Consider the following 19,444-nt stretch of genomic DNA (forward strand, 5'->3'; position numbering starts at 1 on the left):
CCTGCCTTCTGCGATAGTGACCGGCGCCTCGTCGGGATTCGGCCGGGCCACCGTCGAGCGACTGGTGAAGACCGGGCGGCCGGTCGTGGCGCTGGCCCGTCGCACCGAACGACTCACCGAGCTCGCCGACCGCCTCGGCCACGACCTGGTGCATCCGCTGACCGTCGACGTACGGGACGGAGACGCCGTCGCCCAGGCTCTCGGCGACCTACCCGCACCGTTCTCCGATGTGGGCATCCTCGTCAACAACGCCGGTCTCTCGAAGGGCTTCGGCCCGATCCAGGACGCCGATCTGCGCCACTGGCGCGAGATGGTCGACACGAATGTGCTGGGACTCCTGCACTGCGTCCGCGCGGCCCTGCCCCTCATGCTGGCCGCCGGCCGCGGCCACGTGGTGAACATCGGCTCCATCGCCGCGGTGTACCCCTACCTCGGCGGGAACGTCTACGGCGGCACCAAGGCATTCGTCCACCAGCTCAGTCTCAACATGCGAACCGACCTGGAGGGTCGCGGCATCCGCGTCAGCTGCATCGCCCCCGGCATGGCCCGTACGGAGTTCGCGGTGACCCGGTTCGACGGGGATCAGGAGCGAGCAGACGCCCTGTACGACGGCACCGACCCGCTCACCCCGCAGGACATCGCCGAGGCGGTGGAGTGGTGCATCTCCCAGCCTCAGCGAGTCAACGTGAGCCTCATCGAGCTCATGCCCACGGACCAGCCATTCGGCCTCAGTTTCCGCCCGAGCCGAACCAAGGAGCAGTGATGACGCAACCCGTCTGGAGTGTCAACGACTGGGATCCGCTGGAGGAGGTCATTCTCGGCTCCGCGGCCGGCCTCACCCCGCCTCCGGTGGACGTTTCGCTGAAGCACTTCTTCGAGCCCCCGGCGGACGCCGGGGACGAGCGGATCGACGCCAGCACGCTGCAACGCGTGGTGGACGAGACCGAGGAGGACTTCGCCCAGCTCACCGAGACGCTGACGAGTGCCGGCGTACGGGTGCGCCGTCCGGACGCGAGCACCGTGGGCCGGAGCTACGCCACTCCGGAGTGGGATTCCGTCGCCATGCACGCGCTGATGCCGCGGGACTGCCTGCTGGTGATCGGCGACCGCATCATCGAGGCGCCGATGCCGATGCGTGCCCGCTACTTCGAGACCGCCCCGTTCCGGGGCCTGCTCCGGGAGTACTCCGATGCGGGCGCCTCCTGGTTCTCGGCACCGAAGCCCCTGCTGCCCGACGAGACCTACGTGTACGAACCTGGTGCCTCGGTCGTGGCGGAGCACGAGCCGTTGTTCGACGCCGCCAACATGCTCCGGTGCGGGACCGACATCTTCTTCAACGTGAGCAACACCGGCAACCGGCGGGGTGCGGCCTGGCTACGTCGGCAGCTGGGCTCGGACTTCCGGGTGCACGAGATCTCCATCTGCAGTGATCACGTCGGAACGACGTTGCACATCCTGCGGCCGGGGCTGCTGCTGGCCAACTCGGAACGCCTCACCGCGGATCGGATTCCCGCCCCCCTGCAGTCCTGGAAGACCATCTGGGTGGACACACCAGAGGACGACGGCTATGCCTTCGACTGGCCGCGCGCCTCAGTCTGGGTCGGCATGAACATTCTGGCCCTCGGCCCCGACACGGTCGTGGTGCCGGCCAACCAGACCCGGGTGATCAAGCAGCTGGAGAACGCCGGGATCACCGCGGTCCCCACCAGCTTCCGGCACGGTCGCACCTTCGGCGGCGGACTGCACTGCTGTTCGCTGGACGTACGCCGGCGCGGCGGACTCGAGACGTACCTGTGACTCCGTCGCGTTGGCGACGCTTTTCCTGAGCTCAGCAGAAAGGGCCAGCCGGTTGACGCTCACCATCCTTGCCTCGTTCGCTCTCAGTGCGTTCCTGCTGAACCTGAGCCCCGGGCCGTCGATCCTCTACGTGATGTCGCGCAGCGTCGTCAACGGACGGATCGCCGGAGTGTTCGCGGCCTTCGGGCTGGCTAGCGGGAGTGCGATGTGGGCGCTCCTGACGGCGATCGGCGCCTCCGCCCTGATCGCCTCGTCCGAGCTGGCCTTCACGATGCTGCGGATCGCCGGTGCGGCGTACCTGCTCTATCTGGGCATCTCGGGGCTCCGTGACCAGCCGTTCACGGTAAGAACCGAGAGACCGGCCAGGGTGTCCGGCTTGCGCAGCTACCTGCAGGGGTTCCTGGTGGAGGGCACGAATCCGAAGACGGTCACCTTCTTTCTCGCCCTGGTCCCGCAAATCATCGTCAGTCTCGACGATCCGGGCCTGCTGGTCCTGATCGGGTTCTGCTTGATCGTTCCGCTGACCGCCCTGCCCATCGATGTCACCGTCGGGGTCACCGGAGGCACCCTGGCCTCCAAGATCGCCAGACGTCCCCGGGTCGGGCGTGCGCTCAACTACCTGTCGAGCGCCGTCCTCATCGCTCTGGCCAGCCTGGTGCTGTTCGACCGATGACCGGCCCAGCCAACCGTCCGGGCCTCGCGCGAAGGAGTCTCTCGTGTCCGCTGTCGAGGCGACAGTCGAAGCACTCTACCGATATCCGTTCAAGTCCATGCAGGGCGAGACGGTCGATGACGTACGGCTGGACAGCCGCGGAGTTTCCGGCGACCGCGAGTGGGCCGCCACCTTCCCGGACGGGCGGGTGGGCAGCTGCAAGACCTGGAAGCACGTCCGTCGCCTCGACGGCCTGCTCGCCTACGCGGCGCGCACACGCCACGGTCGCGTCGAGGTTCACACGCCGAACGGCGCCGTGCTGGCTGCCGGCGACCCCGACCTCGACGCGGCGCTCACGGCGTTGGCCGGTGAGCCGGTGCGGGCCGCTCGGGAATCGGGCACACCTCACTTCGACATCGGCGCGGTCCACCTGATCTCACGCTCCTCCCTCACCGCGCTGGCGGCCGAGGTGCCGGAAGGAACCGTGGTCCCGGTGGCCCGTTTCCGGCCCAATATCGTCATCGACGGGGAGTGGGGGCCAAGATTCGAGGACGACTGGATCGGCCGCGAGGTGTCCATCGGGGAGACCACGAGACTCGAGATCACCGAGCAGACCGAGCGGTGCGTGACGGTCACGCTGCCGCAGCCGGGCGTGCCCCGCGACAAGGACGTCCTGCGGGTGCTGGCCGAACAGAGACAGACAAACTTCGGGGTGTACGCGAGGGTCATCTGTGCGGGCCCGGTCCGGTTCGGCGACCGTGTCCGCGTGAGTTGAAGCGGTCTTCGCCCAAGACGCGGGCCTCCCGAACTGACACGGCCACCGGGATTCTGACGCCGGTGACAGCCGACGGACGCCGCGTCTGGCCCGCCGTCTCGTCGCGATCCACAGCGACGGGCACGGCACGCCATCGACGTCGACGCTCACATCAGTCTGCCGTGCGCCGCGAGAGAACCGGACGTGCCTACTCGACGATCACCGACGTCAGACGGACAAGGCCGGTAACGCACCTGCGCGGCCCGGCAGCTTTGATCGTGCTGCGCGCGACCCCAGCGGCGTGGATGTGCCCGGCTACCTGCCACCTGATCGAGGGGATTGCCGATGACCGTTAACGCCGTGTGGAGCAGTAACGACTGGGACCCGCTGGAGGAGGTCGTGCTGGGCACCGCCGTCGGCTTCACTCCCCCGCCCGTGGACCCCTCCCTGCGCCACTTCTTCGAACAACCGGTCGAGGCGGAACGCGAGAAGATCCCCAGCGCGTTGCTGGATCGAGTCATCGACGAAGCGGAGGAGGACTTTCACGATCTCACCGCGGTACTCGAGTCGCACGGTGTCGCCGTTCGACGCCCCGAACCCCTGGTGCCGGGACAGCATTATGCGTCGCCGGACTGGGCGTCCGTCGCGATGCATGCGCTCATGCCGCGAGACTGCCTGTCGGTCATCGGTGACATGCTGATCGAGGTCCCGATGCCGATGAGGTCCCGGTACTTTGAGGTCTTCCCGTACCGCGACCTGCTGCGCGGGTATTTCGATTCCGGAGCCCGATGGCTGTCGGCGCCCAAGCCGAGGCTGCCGGACTCCACGTACATCTACGAGTCGAATGCTTCGGTAGTTGCCGACGAGGAACCCTTGTTCGATGCCGCAAACCTCCTGAGATGCGGGTACGATATTTTCTTCAACGTCAGCAGCACCGGTAACCGGCGAGGTGCGAGTTGGCTTCAGCGAATCCTGGGGCCGGATTTCACGGTCCACGAGATGTCCATCTGCGCTGATCACGTCGACACGACACTGCACATACTTCGGCCGGGCCTACTGTTGGCCAATGCAGTTAAAATGACGCCCGAAATGATTCCGAGCCCGCTGCGGAGCTGGAAGACGCTGTGGGTCACCGATATCGAGGATGACGGTTTCGCCTTCGACTGGCCACGAGCTTCTCGCTGGGTCGGGATGAACCTCCTCGCGCTGGGCCCGGATCGCGTGCTTGTCCCGTCCAACCAGGTCTCTCTCATGCTTCAGCTGGAGCAGGCAGGCGTGGAGCCGGTGCCCGTGCGGTTCCGGCACGGCCGTTCCCTCGGGGGCGGACTGCATTGCTGCTCTCTCGACATCCGACGCCGGGGAGAGTTGACCAGGTACTTCTGATCGAGTCGGTGGCGGTCCTCGATGCTGGCGGCATCGAGGGTTTCGGGGTGCCCATTTTCCGTTGCAATTTTCGGTGAGCAAAGTCTTGCACGGACGGGCTTGACGCTCAGGAGAACCACTGGATAATATTCACACCGATCAATATAAATACCCAGGCCACAGAGAAATAGCTCGGCGACGGCTCGGCCACGACTGCCCAACAGAACGGAAGACTCGAATGTCAAGACTCATCGACGGGTATGCCATCATCGATCTGCCTCCGGTCTCGCAGGAGGTGTTGAACAGCTACGACAATGTCCCGCTCGACGTCTACATGGGAAACAAGACGCGCTACAAGCGCTTCTCGCAGTACAAGATTGACTACATCTCCGACGCCTGGTCGTTCGAGCTGCTTCCGCACCGCCCCTACGGCCAGTCCCGCGAATACAACACGGTCGCGGGCGGCATCATGCGCGAGTACGAGCCATTGCAGGCCGACTTCCTCCCCTACCTGCACGCGGTCGCCGCCAACCTGCCACTGGACCGCTCCGAGAGCTGGCAGGTGAACGTTCACCAGAACCGCAGCCGCGCCACGGAAGCGAAACCAGGGCTGGTCACCCCGGAGGGCGTCCATAAGGACGGGCATGAGTACGTCGCGATTCTGGTCTTCAACAGGCACAACGTGACCGGGGGTGAGATGCGGCTGTGGAAGGGCCTCGACTCCTCCGAGCCGTTCTGGCGTGGCACCGTCCAGCCTGGTCATGCTGCGCTGCTCGATGACCGCGCCGTCGCACACGACGTCACAGACTTGCACCCGGATGCCTCCGGCGAGGAGGGGCACCGCGACATCGTCATCGCCGCGTTCTCGCGCTGGTCGGAGCGTTGGTACGGCGAGGAGCACGACCAGGCGGTGCTCAACAGCAAACCCTCGGCGCAATGAAGGCATCGGGTAGACGTGTCACTGTGGTCGACCGTGAGGTCGCGGGCGGATGCCCGTTGGACTGCCCGGATGCCTGCAGCTGGATAGTGGGCGTCCGCGACGGTGCGGCCGTCACGTTGCGCGGTCGCCCCGAGCACCCCTTCACCCACGGCACTCTCTGCGTGAAGGTCAACCAGTACCTCGACCACGCGGCGTCGCCCGACCGCCTCCGTCATGCGCTGCGTCGCACCGGCCCGAAGGGCACCGGCAGGTTCACGAGGATCAGCCTCGACGCGGCGTTCGACGAGATCGCCGAACAGTTCGACCGGGTTCGTCGCCAGTACGGCGGCGAGTCGATCTGGCCGTATCAGGGAACGGGCAACCTGGGGTTCCTCCAGGGGCTCCAGGGCCAGGCCGGCGCACGGCTGTGGAACGTGCTCGGCGCCTCCGAGCACGACATGACGATCTGCTCGGTGGCGGGGCTGGTCGGCGCGGACCTTGCCACCGGGACCCACCGGGGCATCGATCCGGAGTCGCTGGCCCACTCGCGGTTGATCTTGCTGTGGGGCGTCAACACTCTCACCACAAGCCATCACCAGTGGCGGTTCATCAACAAGGCACGCGAGCAGGGCGCGCACGTCGTCGCGATCGACCCAGTGGCCACAAGGACCGCTCAGCAGGCTGACGAGCACCTGGCGCCGCGGCCCGGTACCGACGCAGCCCTCGCGCTGGGCTTGCTCAACGTGGTGGTCGCCGCCGGCGGGGCGGACCATGCCTACCTGGCCGACCACACAGTGGGGTGGCCCGAGTTCCGCGCCCGCATCGAGCAGTTCCCTCCGGAACGGGTCGCGGAGTTGACCGGCGTCTCCCGCGCGCAGATCGAGCATCTGGGGGAACGGATCGCCGCCACGAGGCCCACCGGCATCCGCGCCGGCAGCGGGATGCAGCGCCACGCGGGCGGCGGCGCGGCCGTTCGCCTGCTCGCCTGCCTGCCGGGCGTCACCGGTGACTGGGGCAGGCTGGGCGGTGGCCTCACCTACTCGACCGACGGGTACTTCGGCGGCAACCGGGAGGCACTCCTGTGCAGCGACCTGCGTGCGGCGCCGGTGCGACGGCTCTCCATGACCCGCCTCGGCCAGAACCTCCTCGACCTGACCCCGCCGGTCAAGGCGCTGTTCGTGTACGGGGCCAACCCGGTGGTCAGCAACCCGGATCAGCAACGCGTTCGCCAGGCGCTCGCCCGCGAAGACCTGTTCACGGTCGTCGTCGACCACTTCCAGACCGACACCGCCGACTACGCCGACATCGTGCTGCCCGCGACCATGCAGACCGAGCACCTCGATGTTCTCGACGGCTACGGCCACATGTACATCGCGTGGAACGAGCCGGCGACGGCCCCTCCGGGTGATTGCCTCTCCACCACGGAGATCTTCCGCCGAATCGCCCGGCACATGGGGTTGTCCGAGCCGAGACTCTACGATTCGGACGAAGAGATGGCGGCTCAGTTGCTGGCCACGGACCATCCATCGCTGGCCGGTATCGATGTTGAGTCCCTGCGCCGAGACGGGTGGGCGAGACTGAGTTATCCGGCCGAATTCGTGCCGTTTGCCGACGGCTTCCCGACACCGTCCGGCAAGCTGGAATTCCGGTCCGAGCGAGCCCTGGAAGCCGGGTTCGAGGCAGTGGCGGGATACACCCCGCCACGCGAGTCGACCGACCCGGAACTGGCCGCGCGGTACCCGCTCTCGCTGATCGCCGGCGCCTCGCACTTCTTCCTCAACTCGGTCTTCGCCAACAAGCCGGAACTACGGCGCCGGGCTGGTCCGCCCCGGGTCGAGCTGCACCCGGACGACATGGCCGCCCGTGGGCTCCACGACGGCACACCGGTCGCCGTCTTCAACGACCGCGGTTCATTCGTCTCCACCGCGTACGCCTCCGAGCACGTCCGCAGCGGAGTCGTCGGGACCACGAAGGGCCATTGGATGAAGCTCACCGGCGGCCCGACCGTCAACGCGACGGTGAACGAGCGGGACGCCGACATGGGCGGCGGTGCAGTGTTCCACGACAACCGCGTCGAGGTCGAAAAATGGCAACCCTCCGCGGCGCGGGACTGACATCAGATGACACATCATTTCCATGGGGGTACAACCGTGCAACAAACAGCTTCCGTTCAAGGTGCAGCGTCTGTCGTCGACGACATCTCCAATTGGCTGTCTATATCGGCGGATCAACTTGACCGCGCGGTGCACGGTGCGCTGCGAGAACAGGTTCTCGATCGGGTGAGAGAGCTGAACGACCGCGCTACCGCAGGTGACCCGGACGCATTTCTGCAGCAGCAACAGATCCTCGCCCGAATCTACGATCTCGGGTTGCGGATCGCTCCGGGTAGACCGAGCGCCGAGGGATCGGTCGTGATTCACGAGATCGCCCGCCTGGTGGAGTCCGCCACCGGCGCGGCGGAGGACGCCCGCATCCAAGCCGGCCTACTGGACGGCATGCCGAGCGAACCGGCCGCCTACGTCTCCTGGTTGAAGGCGCTGGCCAAGCAGCACCGGGTGTACAAGCATCCCTACTACACCGATTTCATCAGCAACCACGCAGACTCCGAGGACCTGCGTCTGTACATGATCCAGGAGTCGGTCATCGACGCGAGGTTCGACGACCTGCTCGCCCTCATGCAGGTCGGTACCGACGGTCCCGCCAAAATGGAGATCGCGGCGAACTACTGGGACGAGATGGGCAACGGCCGGCCGGAGGAGGTGCACACCACGCTCTTTCGAAGGATCTTCGAGGTCTTCGACGTGCGGGAGGATGAGGTCGCCGACCGGCTCACGGGCACGGCGCTGCTGTCCGGGAACCTCGCAGTGATGTTGTCGCGCTATCGGTACCGGTACGCCGAGGCGGTCGGCTACCTGGGGATGACCGAGTGGCTGGTGCCGGACCGGTTCGTGTGCGTCGTGCGCGCATGGGAGCGGCTGGGGCTGCCAGAGGTCGGGATCACCTACCACAGACTGCACATCACGGTCGACTCCCAGCACGCAGCCGGGTGGTTCCATAACGTGGTGAAGCCGGCGGCGACCTCCGAGGCTATGCGCATTGGCATCGCCCGCGGGACACTGTGGCGACTCAACTCGTCCGCGCGCTACCTTGACGAGCGGCTCGCCGAGACCGCCCCGCGGTGGGCTGACGGCAGCCGCAGGTGACCTCGCCCCGAGGGGCCGGCCTTCCGCGCTTCGCGAAGTACCAAGCGTTGGGCAACGACTACCTGGTCGTGGATCCGGAGGACGGGCTGCCCGCCGCACCGGCGACGGCGGTCGCGATGTGCGACCGGCACTTCGGGGTCGGCGCGGACGGAATTGTCTTCCGGGGACCGCCCGCGGGCGCGGGCCAGCCCATGCCGGTCCGGTTGTTCAACCCGGACGGGAGCCCGTGCGAGCGGAGCGCGAACGGGTTGCGCATTCTCGCCCTGCACCTGTCCCGAGACGGCGGCGCGGAGTTCGTGCTGGACACGGGGTTCGGCCACACCAGCGTCCGGGTACTGGACCGGCTCGCAGGGCTGGTGTCGATCGACCTGGGTCGTCCGGACTTCGACGCGGACATCGTCGGCCTGGTCGGGGGTTCCGGCCCGGTCGTCGACCACCCGCTGCCCGTGGCGGGGCGGACCCTTCGGGTGACCTGCGTCCACAACGGAAACCCGCACGCGGTCGTCGTCCTGCCGGCAGCCGATGAGACGGCCGCGCGGGAGCTGGGGCCGCTGATCGGCCGGCACTCTGCGTTCCGCACCCGGGTCAATGTGGAGTTCGCGGTGGTGCGCGATCGGCGGTCGCTGGAGGTCGTGGTGTGGGAACGCGGTGCCGGGCCGGTGCTCGCGTCCGGGAGCGGGGCCTGCGCCGCGGCAACTGCGGTGCGGCGTCTCGGTCTGGTGGGCGACGAGGTCGACGTCCGGATGCGCGGTGGTGCCGTGACCGTGTCCGTCGACGCCGGCGGCGCGGTCCGACTGACCGGACCGGTCGAGGAGGTCGCCACCGGGCGGGTCTCCGCCGGCCTCGCCACTCGAGCGGGTCGACCGACCCGGCCGGCCCCGACCTCAAGCTTCTCCTGACGGAGGAGGAGCTGCGGCGGCGTGGCGGGCGCGCAGAAGGCACCGATCGGATGTGCCCGACAGGAGGCGAAAGAGGTGCCGCAGGACCCAGGACGCACTGGAACGGCCCACCAAATGCACATCTTTCACCCCGATAACTATGGAGGACCAGCTTGATGAACAACGCTGTCCACACACAGCCCCGCGACACCTTCACCGTGGTGACCAAGAACGGCGTCGCGCAGGTTACGTTCGAGGGCTCGCATCACTCGAACGCGATGAGCAACGGCCGGATGCGCGCACTCACCGGGATCCTCCGCGAGGTCGAGGCCGACGACGCGGTGGCCGCCGTGGTGCTGCACGGCGGCGAGGGCAATTCCTTCGCCGTGGGCGGCGATTTTCACGAGGTCAGCCACTTCTCGGGCGGTGACGAGGTGGACGAGTGGATCGACAACATCACCGAGCTGTACGTCGCCAGCCTCGAAGTCACCAAACCCACCGTGGCTGCCGTCGAGGGTTACGCCATCGGGATCGGCCTGCAACTCCTGCTCACCTGTGACTACCGCGTCGGTGCGGAATCGTCGATCCTGCGCATGCCCGAGTTCAAGGTGGGTATCGCATGCAATTTCGGCGCGTTCATGCTGGAACGCTCGGCCGGGCGTTCGGTGATGCAGCACATGCTCCTGTCGTGTGACGAATGGTCCGCCGAGTCCTCCCTGCGGGACGGCCTACTGCACGAGGCGGTGCCCGCAGCGGACGTGCTGCCGACCGCGCTGGCCCGCGCGGCGGCTTTCGCCGACTACAACCCGGCGGCCGTGCGCAACACGAAGCCGCAGATGAACCACGACTACATCCAAGGCTTGCACGTCCTACGGGACAACGCGAAGAGATCACACCGGGCAGGATTCGCCTCGGGGCGGCCGCAGCGGGAGATGCGCCGGATCGTGGGCCAGGCATGAGCGGCGGTTGGGTGGTCGTCGCCAACCGGCGCCTGACCGGACTTGAGCCGATGGGCGCGTGCGTCGAGGTCGGTGATCTGTTCGTCTACCACCGTGGCCTCGTGGCAGGGCTGCCCACGACCGCGCCGTTCGATGTCGACGTCCGTACGCTGACGGCGACGCCCGCGCTCGGGGAGCTGCCCACGCAACCGGCGCAGCGCACCGTGCTGCAGGTGGGCGAGGACGCCGTCACCGCGTTCACCTCGGTGTTCAACGAGGACGCCATCTACGTCGCCGAGGACCCCGCGACCGATGGCTTCGCCTTCTTCACCGACCTGCTGCTCGCCGCGGCTATTCTGCCCGCGTGGGGCCTCGCCGCCCGGGTGCGCTCGGGTCCGGTGAGCACCGATGCGGAAGCCACGCTCGTCGACGGGATACGACGGTTGGACCACTCGGTCCGGCAACGCCGCGCCCGGACCGCTTCGGGCTGGCTGACCAGCACCGCCCCGCCGGCCGAGGACTTCCTCGAGCAGTTCCGCAGGCCGTTTCGGGACGATCCGCTGGCTGCCGGGCAGGCGCAACTGGCCGAGCTGGATGCGGTGATCGCCGGCATCGCCGCCGTCCGCCCCGAGGCCACGTACGCGTCACTGCTCTCCGGCGGGATCGACTCGGGCACCGTGACCTACCTGGCCGCGGCGCGGAACCTCGACGTGCGGCCGTACAGTGTCGGAACGCCCTGGGGAGACGAGTTTTCCGACGCCGCGGAGCTGTGCGAGGTCGCTGGCCTCAAGTTGCATTCGCTGCTGCTCGACGAGGACAGCATCATCCGTGCCGTCCCCGCCGCCGTCCGCTGGCTCGGCGTGACCACGCCGGAGGTGGTCGAGGTCGCGCTCACGGCCACGGCGTTCTACCAGTCCGGCGTGGTCGAACCGGGTCGCGTGCTGCTCACCGGGTACGGCAGCGACCTCATCAATGCCGGGCTCTTCACCCCGTTCGAGCACCCGGACGAGCTGATCGACCAGGGCATCGCGGCGGTCGCGCGCACCCGCACCAGCGGTGAGCTGGCCAACCGGATGGCGCTGGCGTACGGCGTCGAGACGTTCCACCCGTTCTGGACACTCCCGGTGATGCGCACCGCGCTGGAGACCACGCCCGCGTGCAAGGTCCACGACGGCCGGGAGAAGTTCCATCTGCGGACCGCGATGGCCGCCCATGTCACCCCCGCTATCGCGTGGCGCCGCAAGATCGCCGTACACCACGGCGGGAACCTGCAGGAGGGGGTGCGGCGGCGGCTCGCTGCGGACTCCGGGCAGAGCGACCCTTCCCGCGTCTACCAAGCATGCTTCGCCGACCTCCTGGCACTGGCCGGTCAAGGACACCTCGACGACTGGAACGCCGACGAGGTCTACGCACGCGCGCTCGCCACAATCCGATGAACGAGGAGATGACGATGACCGAGAACACACTGACCGAATCAGGTTTCGGCACGGTGTTGACGTCGCCGCCCGGGGAGACCGTCGAGGAGATGGCCCGGCGGTCCCGGGAGGCGGCGCTGACCAGCGGGGTCGCGCTGACGCGCGGCCTGGACTTCACCGAGGATGCCTTCCAGCGGCTCGTCCACCACCTCGGCCAAACTGTGGATCACAAGTTCGGCGAGGGCCAGGCCGATCTGTTGATGCTCAACGCCTCACGGGACGCAGGGAAGGTGGTCACCGGCCGCGGCCCCCTCCCGCTGCACACCGACGGACTGTTGGTCGGCGAACAGGTCGACCTGATCGTCCTGTACGCCAAGGACTTCGCCGACGAGCCCGGTTCCGGTGAGACCACGGTGTGCGATCAGCTCACCGCGTGGCGTGAGATCCCGCCGCACCTCGGCAAGGTTCTTGCCGACGGCCGGCTCGAATACCTCGTCGAGGAACGCGGCTACTTCCCGCAGGTACCCGCCGACTGGTACGAGATCCCGACCACCCGCGACTACGGCCGCGTGCGCTCGCTGAACCTGGCACTCGGATTCCCGCCGGATGTGCCGCAGGGTTGGCAGGTGCGCGTCGCCGACGTGAGTGCCGACGACTCTGCCGCATTCTTCGCGGAGCTGTCGGCGCACCTGCATTCGCCGCGCTACCTCTATCAGCATCGTTGGCAGACCGGTGACCTGCTGGTGATCGACAACCAGCGGACGCTGCACGGCCGCACCGCGATCGGGTCCGACGGGGTGCGTCTGCTCTATCGCGGCCAGGTCACCCTGCCGACGGCCGCGTGAGGAGAGACGATGCTACTGACCGAGTTCCGTTCCGTGGTGGCCCGCAGAGCCGACGCCCTCGCGGTGGTGGTGCCCGACGGCGAGCGCCTGACCTACGGCGAGCTGTCGCTGCGGGTCGACCGTGCCCTCGGCTGGCTGCGGGCCCGGGGCATCGGCGAGGGCCAGGTGGTGGCGACCTGGCTGGACAACGGAACTGATTACGTGGCACTGGTGCTCGCCCTGGCGGGCAGCGGTGCTATCCACGTGCCGATCAGCAGGTCGGCGGCGCCGGAGCACATCGCCTGGCTGGTCGAGCAGACGAAGCCGGCACTCGTCGTCGGCGCGGAGCCGCTGCCGGACGTCGTCGTCGAGCAGGTGACGACCGCAGAGCTGGCGACCGGCTCAGAGCTGGTCGGCGCGCGGCCGTTCAAGGCGTACGAGGGCGCGTTCCGGCTGCTGGAGACGTCCGGCTCCACGGGAAAGCCCCGGCTCGTGACCTGGCGTCAGGATGACCTGCTCCACGACCGGCGACAGTGGATCGCCTACACCGCGACGACCGCCGCGGACGTGCTGTTCAACCGCCACACCCTGGACGTCGCACACGGCTGCGACGTTCATCTGTTCCCGGCGCTGCTCTCGGGAGCCCTCCTGGTGCTGGCCGATCCGTCTGCCGCGCCCGACCAGTTGCTGCGGTGGCTGGAGGAGACCGGCGCCACCGTGTGCAGCGCGCTGCCGAGGCACTACGAGTTGCTGACGCAGGCCGCACGCGGCCGGTCCGTCGACCTTTCCGCGTTGCGGATGCCGCTCTGCGGCGGTGCGTACCTGAGCGGCCAGGTCGTCGCCGACGCGGCCGCGGTGCTCGGTATTCACATTCGACGCATCTACGGCTCGACCGAGTTCGGCATCATGCTGGGGAACATGGACGATGTCGTGCAGGACACCCGCGGCATGACCCCGGTCACCGGTGTGGAGATCAGGCTCGCTCCCCTCGACGAGGCTTGGCCTTCGATCGGTGAGGTGCTGGCCCGCTCGACGTACACGAGCGTCGGTTACTTCGGTGACCCGGGGGCGACCTCCGCCACGTTCCGTGACGGCTGGTACCACACGGGGGATGTCGCCGAGTTCGACGGCGAGTACCGAATCCTCGGCCGTGTCGCCGACCTGCTCGGCGGCTCGGCCGGTCCGGTGTTCAGCCCGGGCGTCGAGGCCGCGCTGACGGCCGCGTGCCCGATCACCGAGGCGGCCGTACTGGCACCGCTGCCCGGGGAGACCGAGCGTGGGGCGCTCGTGGTGGCGACCCCCGTGGCCGGGGTCGAGGACGAGCGCGTACGCGCAGCGATCCGTGCCGTGCTCGAGGACCTGGGTGTGCGTGCGGAGATCGTGCTCGCCGCCACCATCCCCCATACCGCCGTCGGAAAGGTGGACAAGCCCGCCCTGCGCAAGGGGCGGACGTCGAACGTGCGCCACCGCTGACCGATGCGTTCCGGCAGGTGTGGGCTCGCGAACTCACTGCTCGCCCGGCAGGGCGGGGACGTCGCCGAGACGTTGGCGGCCAGGAGCCGCGGCCCTGATCAGGTCGTGTAGTCGGCGTTGATGCGGATGTAGCCGTCGGTGAGATCGCAGCCGTAGACGGTGAACGAGCCGGCGGCGATCCCGAGGTCGATGTCAATCACGACTTCCTTGCCGCGCATGTACTCCGCGGCCCGGTCCAACAGGTCGTCGGCGGAGCTTTCGGGGAACATCAGCAGATCGCCGAAACGGATCGCCACCCGGTCGGGGTCGATGTCAGTCTCGTCCTCCAGCTTGCCGATCGCCATAGCGACCCGGCCCCAGTTCGGATCGGCGCCGTGCACGGCGGTCTTGACCAGCGGCGAGTTCACGACGCTCTTGCCGACCAGCTTCGCCTGCGCGTCGTCGCGGGCACCACTCACCCGGACCTCGATGAGCTTGCTCGCGCCCTCGCCGTCGGAGGCAATGTCTCTGACCAGGTGCAGGGCCGCCCGGTGCAGCGTCTGCTCGAACTCTCCGAGGTCGGTCGGGCCGGCAACCCCGTTCGCGAAGACTGCGGCGGTGTCACTGGTCGAGGTGTCGGTGTCGATGCTGAGCGCATTGAATGTGCGGTCGACCACCCGGCGAAAGATCGCGTCGAGGTCCTCCCTGCCGACCTGCGCATCGGTGAAGAAGAACGTCAGCAGCGTCGCCATGTTCGGCTCGATCATGCCGACGCCTTTGGCGATGCCGACGATCACGGCGTCACCACAGCGCAGCCGGACCACCTTGTGGCGCGTGTCCGTCGTCATGATCGCGCGCGCGCTGGCGTCGAAGTCGGCGGCGGGGAGCGGCCACGACAACTCGTCGAGCCCTCGCCGGATCTGCGTCATCGGATAGGGCCGCCCGATCACTCCGGTCGAGCCGATCAAGAGCTCGCCGGCGGGGATCCCGGCGGCCTCGGCGACCCTGAGCTGAATCTCGGCGGCGTTCTCGGCGCCGACCTTCCCGGTCGCGACGTTGGCATTGCGGGAGAGCACCACCATGCCCCGGAAGCTCCCGGCCGCCGCGGACTGCCGACTGAGCTCGACGCTGGGCCCGGCGAACCGCGAGCGCGTGAACACCGCCGCCGATGTCGCGGGGACCTCGGACACGATGACCGTAAAATCGTCACCGACGTCTTTGAGGCCCAGGTTCCTCGTGACGCCACGGAAACCCTTTGGCACAAGAGGAGCCTGTGGCCCGAGAAAATCTTGCGATTCAGCTGTCGACGACATCCGCTCACCAGTCTCATCCGTTGCCGGCATTGTCCCACAGTCGCGTCCGGCCGCCCATCGCGGCGAACCTCGCCGGTACGCCGCCGTCGCCCTGGCCAACGCTCACCGCTACGACAGCACGGCCACCCTCGCCCGGCAGAGCTCCCCGGTCTCGACCAGCCGAGCAGCCGACCACGCATATCGAGCGGCATCACCTACCGGGTCGAGTTGAACTCACCCGTGTCGGGCGACGAATTTAGCATGCTGGTGGGCCGTGTCGACGATGTCGCCGAGATGCCGCGGGCGATTCGAGCCGGGCCACGGTACGAAGAAGCTGACTCGCCTTTTCCCCACGTCGCGCTCGGGCGACGTGGGGAAAGGGTCCGATCACCCAGGTGGGATCAGGTGGTGGGGCGGCACAGCGAGTTCTGGTTGGCACTACAGTCGGTCAGCTGCAAGGTGTCCACGTGCATGGTCAGGGTCGACGGTTGCGAACCACCGGCCGGTGCCACCACGGAGATCTGCACGCTGGCCGCGTTCGCCGGCGCGACCGCCTCGTGGGACCACTCCCACCAGTTCGACGTCAGGCCGAACGAGTTGCCGGGCGACGTGGACAGTAGCGTGCCCGCCGAGTTGTACCACCGCATCCGCAGCGCGGCCGTCCCGGAGTCGGCGCGTAGCCGGACGAAGAACTTGTAGTTGTGCCCGGCTGTCACCGACGGCCTACGGCTCACGATGACCGACTTCTCGGCTGACTGCGGCGAGCTGACGAACTGCAACGAGCGACGGTTGTCGAAGTAGCGGGCGGAGATGCCGGCATACGAGCCCTGCGGTGTCACCGAGATGGCTGCCCCCGATCCGGAGGTGGTGAACCCGGTGGGGTTCGAGGTGCCCGGCGCCTGCGCCTCGATGGTCCGTTCCTGCGCGGTCAGCAGGTCATTGTTGGCACCGACGTCGCAGCACACCGGCGAGGTGAGCAGCGGGTGAACCGCTGCGTTGTTCGTCGTCGTCGACGGATAGTTGTCCACATAGAACCGCGCGCTGGTCTCGCTCGGGTCGTAGTTCTGGCGGTAGCCCAGGTCGAAGGCCCACCAGTCGCCAGCGCACATCATGATGTCGGGGCAGTACTGCTCGGCCTGCCAGTTTCCGTTGGAGTCCTGCCACACGTGCTCGCTCATGTAGGCGTGACCGGCACCGAGCAGGTGCGCCATCTCGTGCCCGACGACCCCACTGTCCCATGCCTCAACGATGGAGACGCAGCCGCTACCGCCACTGCTCGGACACCAGTGCGCCGACGCGGACGGCGCGGGGAACTCCGTCAGGACCACATACCAGCGGTTGCTGTCGTCGTACCCCTTGGCCGAAAGCTCGTTCGCGATCGACCAGAAGTCGGTGTTCGTGGTGTCGATCTTCACCGGCGTCACCAGCGCCTGCGCGTACTGGTTGTACGTGCTGGTGGTGGTCGACCGGCAGCTCACCTTCACGTGCTGGTCGTAGTTGCTGGCCTGGTCGAGCAGCCAGTCAACGCGATCCACGACGCGGGCGGCATGCTCGACGTTCGTCGCGTACTGGTTCCCGGTGGAGTTGTTCCACGCATAGATCACCTGCACCGCCGCCGGGCTGCTGGCCGGCGGATTCGTCGGGTCGGTGGCGGTCGTGTCGCATCCCGCTCTGGGCAGGCTGGCGTTGTTCGGCTGCGCGTAGGGCAGGGTCGGCTCGCTGCCGAGGTTGGCGGCATAGACCGGTTGCCCGGACGACACCATCACCAACACCGTCACGAGCAGGGAGGCCAACCCCAGACGGTGACCGCGGCCAGACCAGCGTCCTTTGCCGAGCATGTAAATCCTCCCTTGCCTAGGTCTTTGTCATGGCGTGTCGTCGGGCATCGGCCTGCCAGTCGCAGCAGACCGATCGGCCATATTGGTCGCCAGGTTTTGCATCGACACACTTCGTCGTGACCAAGAGCGGCACCCGGTGGCGCGAAATGTCATTTCGCGTCCCACACCACGCATCGATAAAGGCTGAAGCTAGCCCTCTTTCGATATCGACCTCAAGGCGACGAGGCCGGGGTTTCCGTTCCGAACAGTCCCGAACATGTCTCGGAGATCCGGCAGATCGCCTATTGCGGGTGGCCCCTTGCGCATCGAGGCCGGCATGTTCGAGTTCCACTGGGAGGACCAGCGGACACCGCTTCGCGTTGCTGGGGCGTACCCGTGGGGTCAGATCAGGCCATGGTGCAGCGCCGTGGTGACGGCGGCCGTGCGGTCGGCGACGTCCAGCTTGCCGAAGACGCGTAGTAGGTAGGTCTTCACGGTGGCCTCGCTGAGGTAGAGCTCCCGCCCGATGTCGGCGTTCGTGAGCCCTCGCGCGACCAGGCGCAGAACCTCGGCCTCGCGGGCCGAGAGGGCCGGCGGCGCGGGGTGCCGCACCTGTCGCACGAGCGTGGCGGCGACGCTCGGCGCGAGCACCGTCTCGCCCCGGGCCGCGGCCCGGACCGCCTCCGCCAGCTCCGCCGGTGTGGCGTCCTTGAGGAGATAACCGCTGGCACCGGCCTCGATCGCCCGCAGGATGTCCCGATCCGCTTCGTACGTCGTGAGCACCACCACGCGGACGCCCGGAACGCGGGTGCGGATGCGCCCGGTCGCCTCGACTCCGTCCCCGCCCGGCATGCGCAGGTCCATGAGCACGATGTCCGGGTGCTGCTCAGCGGTGAGCCGCACGCCCTCCGGCCCCGACGACGCCTCGCCGACCACCGTCAGGTCCTCCTCGGCGTCGAGCATGCCGCGCAAGCCCATCCGTACGACCGGGTGATCGTCGACGAGCACGATGCGGATCACGCGGGCACCTCCAGCTCGACGATCGTGCCGCCCCCCGGTCCGCCGTGGACGGTGAGAATGCCGTGCACCTGCTCGGCGCGCGAGCGCATGCCGGCGAGCCCGAACCCATCGAGGCCGTCGGACGCGAACCCGCGTCCGTCATCCCGCACGACCAGGCGTACGCCCCGGTCGTCGTACGCCAGCACCACCTGCGCCTCGGTGGCGTGCGCGTGCCGGCGTACGTTGGTCAGCGCCTCCTGGGCGGCCCGCAGCAGGACCACCTCGACCGGTGTGGGCAGCTCCCGGGGCGCCCCGATCACCCGGACGGTGGCGGTCACCCCGGTTTCCTGGCTGAAGTAGGCGGCTCGACGGCGTACGGCGTCGGGCAGCGACCCCGACGCGAGCGCGGCGGGCGAGAGCGCCGCCACCAGGGCCCTCGCCTCGGCCAGGTTCTCCTTCGCGGTACGGACCGCCAACGCCAGACGCGCGTCGCGCAGCTCCGGGTCGTAGGCCTGCAGCAGCGTGACGATGCTCGTAAAGCCTTGCGCGAGCGTGTCGTGGATCTCGCTGGCGAGGCGGGCCCGTTCGGCGGAGATCCCCGCGTCGTGCGAGAGGCGGGCCACTTCGGCACGGCTCGCCTCGAGCTCGTCGATGAGGGTGCCGCGCTCCACGTTCTGCCGGATCACACGCATGATCCAGAAGCTGACCCAGATGCTCGCCGTCCCCGTGATGACCGCGATCAGCAGATCGGTGGGCACCGCGTGCGGCTCCTCGACGAGGTTGACCGCCGGGGTGACCAGGTTCGCGAGGATCGCCAGCACGATCCCCGCGCGCACGTCCGTGAGCTGGAAGATGAGCGGGATGACCGCGAACAACAGCCAGGTCGCGAAGGGTGCGGCCGCCACCGCGACGACGTAGAACGTGAGGTACGTCAGCAGGACTGCCAGGGCCGCGCCGTCATCCGCGTTGCGCCGGATCTGCCGCCGACCGACCGTCACGTGCAGCATCGCCATGGCGGCGATGGCGCCCACTGCCAGCCAGCGGCGCCACAGCAGGTGACCGTCGATCACCACGGTCGCGGGGGGGGGGGGGCGGGGGCGGGCGGGGGGGGGTTGGCTGGGCGCGTGACGTCATAAAGTCCG

The 19,444-nt window shown here is 68.2% G+C and carries 17 protein-coding genes; 13 read left to right on the forward strand and 4 right to left on the reverse strand.

Translation table 11 applies throughout. The features are described from left to right. Positions 1-16: 16 nt before the first annotated feature. The 13 genes from AB0J36_RS23680 to AB0J36_RS23740 all read left to right on the forward strand — a co-directional run bounded on the left by AB0J36_RS23680 (position 17) and on the right by AB0J36_RS23740 (position 14,215). Positions 17-763, forward strand: a complete 747-nt coding sequence (locus AB0J36_RS23680) for an SDR family NAD(P)-dependent oxidoreductase (RefSeq protein ID WP_357124867.1) — start codon at positions 17-19, stop codon at positions 761-763. Further along, the gene (locus tag AB0J36_RS23685; protein ID WP_357124864.1) at positions 763-1,797 is read left to right on the forward strand and encodes an amidinotransferase; all 1,035 of its coding nucleotides are present in this window, start codon (positions 763-765) and stop codon (positions 1,795-1,797) included. The genes AB0J36_RS23680 and AB0J36_RS23685 overlap by 1 nt, the downstream gene beginning before the upstream one ends. A gap of 52 nt (positions 1,798-1,849) precedes the next feature. Continuing rightward, positions 1,850-2,470 (forward strand): LysE family translocator, encoded by a 621-nt coding sequence (locus AB0J36_RS23690; protein ID WP_357124861.1) that lies wholly within the window; start codon positions 1,850-1,852, stop codon positions 2,468-2,470. A gap of 43 nt (positions 2,471-2,513) precedes the next feature. Continuing rightward, positions 2,514-3,224 (forward strand): MOSC domain-containing protein, encoded by a 711-nt coding sequence (locus AB0J36_RS23695; protein ID WP_357124858.1) that lies wholly within the window; start codon positions 2,514-2,516, stop codon positions 3,222-3,224. Positions 3,225-3,548: 324 nt separating this feature from the next. Continuing rightward, on the forward strand, positions 3,549-4,586 hold the full coding sequence (locus AB0J36_RS23700) for a hypothetical protein (RefSeq protein WP_363661125.1): 1,038 nt from the start codon (positions 3,549-3,551) through the stop codon (positions 4,584-4,586). 217 nt (positions 4,587-4,803) lie between these two features. After that, on the forward strand, positions 4,804-5,505 hold the full coding sequence (locus AB0J36_RS23705; RefSeq protein WP_357124852.1) for a 2OG-Fe dioxygenase family protein: 702 nt from the start codon (positions 4,804-4,806) through the stop codon (positions 5,503-5,505). Beyond that, complete coding sequence (locus AB0J36_RS23710) at positions 5,502-7,598, forward strand: molybdopterin-dependent oxidoreductase (RefSeq protein ID WP_363661126.1); 2,097 nt, start codon at positions 5,502-5,504, stop codon at positions 7,596-7,598. Before AB0J36_RS23705 ends, AB0J36_RS23710 begins: the two co-directional genes overlap by 4 nt. A 165-nt stretch (positions 7,599-7,763) precedes the next feature. Further along, entirely contained in the window at positions 7,764-8,687 is a 924-nt protein-coding gene (locus AB0J36_RS23715; protein ID WP_363661127.1) for an iron-containing redox enzyme family protein, read from the forward strand. After that, entirely contained in the window at positions 8,684-9,586 is a 903-nt protein-coding gene (dapF, locus tag AB0J36_RS23720) for a diaminopimelate epimerase (protein WP_357173954.1), read from the forward strand. Before AB0J36_RS23715 ends, dapF begins: the two co-directional genes overlap by 4 nt. Positions 9,587-9,786: 200 nt before the next feature. Beyond that, positions 9,787-10,524: an enoyl-CoA hydratase/isomerase family protein gene (locus AB0J36_RS23725; protein ID WP_363661128.1), complete on the forward strand. Its 738-nt coding sequence runs from the start codon at positions 9,787-9,789 to the stop codon at positions 10,522-10,524. Continuing rightward, complete coding sequence (locus AB0J36_RS23730; protein ID WP_357124835.1) at positions 10,521-11,939, forward strand: asparagine synthase C-terminal domain-containing protein; 1,419 nt, start codon at positions 10,521-10,523, stop codon at positions 11,937-11,939. The genes AB0J36_RS23725 and AB0J36_RS23730 overlap by 4 nt, the downstream gene beginning before the upstream one ends. A gap of 14 nt (positions 11,940-11,953) precedes the next feature. Further along, a complete protein-coding gene (locus tag AB0J36_RS23735) occupies positions 11,954-12,763 on the forward strand; it encodes a TauD/TfdA family dioxygenase (protein ID WP_357124832.1) in 810 nt (269 codons plus the stop codon). Between the two features lie 9 nt (positions 12,764-12,772). Continuing rightward, positions 12,773-14,215 carry a class I adenylate-forming enzyme family protein gene (locus tag AB0J36_RS23740; RefSeq protein ID WP_357124829.1) on the forward strand — a complete coding sequence of 481 codons (1,443 nt, stop codon included), beginning with the start codon at positions 12,773-12,775 and terminating at the stop codon, positions 14,213-14,215. A gap of 98 nt (positions 14,216-14,313) precedes the next feature. On the opposite strand, the gene argJ is transcribed toward AB0J36_RS23740, so the two are convergent. The 4 genes from argJ to AB0J36_RS23760 form a co-directional block, all read right to left on the reverse strand. Next, entirely contained in the window at positions 14,314-15,456 is a 1,143-nt protein-coding gene (gene argJ, locus AB0J36_RS23745; protein ID WP_357124826.1) for a bifunctional glutamate N-acetyltransferase/amino-acid acetyltransferase ArgJ, read from the reverse strand. A gap of 431 nt (positions 15,457-15,887) precedes the next feature. Further along, positions 15,888-17,279, reverse strand: a complete 1,392-nt coding sequence (locus AB0J36_RS23750; RefSeq protein ID WP_357124823.1) for a hypothetical protein — start codon at positions 17,277-17,279, stop codon at positions 15,888-15,890. A gap of 426 nt (positions 17,280-17,705) precedes the next feature. After that, complete coding sequence (locus tag AB0J36_RS23755; RefSeq protein ID WP_357124820.1) at positions 17,706-18,323, reverse strand: response regulator transcription factor; 618 nt, start codon at positions 18,321-18,323, stop codon at positions 17,706-17,708. After that, entirely contained in the window at positions 18,320-19,375 is a 1,056-nt protein-coding gene (locus AB0J36_RS23760; protein ID WP_363661129.1) for a sensor histidine kinase, read from the reverse strand. Before AB0J36_RS23760 ends, AB0J36_RS23755 begins: the two co-directional genes overlap by 4 nt. Between the last annotated feature and the right edge of the window lie 69 nt (positions 19,376-19,444).

This window comes from Micromonospora sp. NPDC049662 (assembly GCF_040675055.1).
Taxonomy (GTDB): domain Bacteria; phylum Actinomycetota; class Actinomycetes; order Mycobacteriales; family Micromonosporaceae; genus Micromonospora.